The sequence below is a fragment of the Thermomonas sp. genome (genome assembly GCF_041905325.1).
Lineage (GTDB): Bacteria > Pseudomonadota > Gammaproteobacteria > Xanthomonadales > Xanthomonadaceae > Thermomonas.
In genome coordinates, this window is sequence record NZ_JAYRLK010000029.1 from 1 (window position 1) to 2308 (window position 2308).

Sequence of the window (2308 nt, forward strand, 5' to 3'; positions counted from 1 at the left end):
GCCCGCTCAACGAGCCGCCGAAGGAAAAAAAGGAATTCACCCCGGTGGCGCCGGGCTCCTACAACTCGGCCGCCATCATCATGCTCACCGACGGCCAGCGCACCACCGGGGTGGATCCGCTGGAGGCTGCGAAGATGGCTGCCGACCGCGGCGTGCGGGTGTACACCGTGGGCATCGGCACGGTGGACGGCGAAACCATCGGCTTTGAAGGCTGGTCCATGCGCGTGCGGCTCGACGAGGAAACCCTCAAGGCCGTGGCCAACAAGACGCAGGCCGAGTACTTCTATGCCGGCACGGCCGAGACGCTCAAGAAGGTCTACGAAACCCTGAGCTCGCGCCTGACGGTCGAGAAGAAGGAGACCGAAGTCTCCAGTCTTTTCGCGCTGGGCGCAGCGGTGCTGGCACTGCTGGCAGGCGTGCTGTCGCTGCTCTGGTTCAACCGGATTCTTTGAAGAACCAGCCTGTAGCCCGCACGGAGCATGCGTAGGGCGCTATCAAATCGATAGCAATCGCCTTATCAACCGAGTCGCCCCGAGGTCAACTGGAGTTGCCGCCCGCAGCGCGCCGCCAGGGTGGCGTCGTGCGTCACCACCACAAACGCCGTGCCGTGGTCGCGCGCCAGTGTGAGCATCAGGTCGAACACGCCGTCAGCAGTGCTGCGGTCCAGGTTGCCGGTCGGTTCATCCGCCAGCACGCAGGCCGGTTGCGTCACCAATGCGCGTGCGATGGCCACGCGCTGACGTTCGCCGCCCGACAGCTCGGCCGGACGGTGGTGAATGCGGTCCTGCAGGCCCACACTGGCCAGCATGCGCTGGGCCGTCCGGGCCGCCTGTTCGCGCGGCTGGCGACGGATCCACAGCGGCATGGCCACGTTGTCCAGGGCGCTGAATTCCGGCAGCAGGTGGTGAAACTGATAGACAAAGCCCAGGTGCTGGTTGCGCATCCGGCCCTGGGCCGCCGCATCCAGCTGCGCCAGTGGCTGGCCCAGCAGTTGCACCGAGCCGCTGGTCGGCGCGTCCAGCCCGCCCAACAGGTGCAGCAGCGTGCTCTTACCCGAGCCCGAGGCGCCGACGATGGCCAGCGTCTCGCCGGTCTGCACGTCCAGATCCACACCGTGCAGCACGGTGAGGTCGATCACGCCCTCGTGGAAGCGCTTCGTCAGGCCGCGCGCCTGCAGAACGGTGGTGGCGGCTTCACTCATATCGCAACGCCTCCGCCGGATTGACACGGCTGGCGCGCCAGCTCGGGTAGATCGTGGCCACAAAGGCCAGCACCAGCGAGATCAGCGCTACCGGCAGGATGTCGCTTTGCTGCGGATCGCTCGGCATGCGGCTGATCAGGTAGATGTCCTTGGGCAGGAAGCTCGCCTGGAACAGCCGCTCCAGCGCCGGCACGATCACGTCGATGTTGAAGGCAACGCCCAGGCCCAGTAGCAGGCCGGCAAAGGTCCCGATCACGCCGACCATCGCGCCCTGCACCATGAACACCCCCATGATGCTGCCCGGGCTGGCACCCAGGGTGCGCAGGATCGCGATGTCAGCGCGCTTGTCGGTCACCGTCATGACCAGGGTGCTGACCAGGTTGAACGCAGCCACGGCCACGATCAGGGTGAGGATGATGAACATCATCCGCTTCTCGAGCTGAACCGCGGCAAACCAGGTGCGGTTCTGACGCGTCCAGTCGCGGATCAGCAGGTCGCCGGTGAGCGAGCCGCCGAGTTCTGCAGCCACCTGACGCGCCGCGTGCAGGTCGCGGATTTTCAGGCGGATGCCGGTGGGGCCTTCCAGACGGAAGATGCGCGCGGCGTCTTCCACGTGCAGCATCACTAGCGCGGAGTCGTACTCGTAGTGGCCGGAATCAAAGGTGCCGACCACGGTCATCTGTTTCAGCCGCGGCACCACGCCTGCCGGCGTGACCTGACCGCTGGGTGCGATCAGCGTGACCGCATCGCCCTGGCGCACCCCCAGCGCGCGCGCCAGCTCACCGCCCAGCACGATGCCGAATTCGCCCGGAACCAGCCGCGACAGTGCCGTGTCCTTCAGTTCCACCGCGAGGTCCGTCACACCGGGTTCCAGCGCCGGGTCGATGCCACGCACGAGGGTGCCCTTCATGTCCTCGCCCCGGGCCAGCAGGGCCTGCGCGGCCACAAACGGGGCGGCGCCCGTCACCGCCGGGTTGCGCCGCGCTTCGGCCAGCGTGCGGTTCACGTCTGGCAAGGCAGCGCCTTGCGGCGCGAAAATCTCGATGTGCGACACCACGCTGAGCATGCGGTCGCGCACTTCCTTCTGGAAGCCGTTCATCACCGACA

The 2308-nt window shown here is 66.9% G+C and carries 3 protein-coding genes; 1 reads left to right on the forward strand and 2 read right to left on the reverse strand.

The features are described from left to right. On the forward strand, positions 1-452 hold a 452-nt coding region (locus ACE3OK_RS12385; protein ID WP_374249860.1), incomplete at its 5' end, for a VWA domain-containing protein. Positions 453-517: 65 nt separating this feature from the next. Here ACE3OK_RS12385 and lolD read toward each other — a convergent pair. After that, positions 518-1201 carry a lipoprotein-releasing ABC transporter ATP-binding protein LolD gene (lolD, locus tag ACE3OK_RS12390; RefSeq protein ID WP_374249862.1) on the reverse strand — a complete coding sequence of 228 codons (684 nt, stop codon included), beginning with the start codon at positions 1199-1201 and terminating at the stop codon, positions 518-520. Continuing rightward, the coding region (locus ACE3OK_RS12395) for a lipoprotein-releasing ABC transporter permease subunit (RefSeq protein ID WP_374249863.1) at positions 1194-2308 on the reverse strand (1115 nt) is incomplete at its 5' end. The genes lolD and ACE3OK_RS12395, both read right to left, overlap by 8 nt.

Coding starts and splice junctions, on each gene's coding strand:
- lolD (WP_374249862.1), bottom strand. CDS start 1,201: ATGAGTGAAGCCGCCACCACCGTTCTGCAGGCGCGCGGCCTGACGAAG.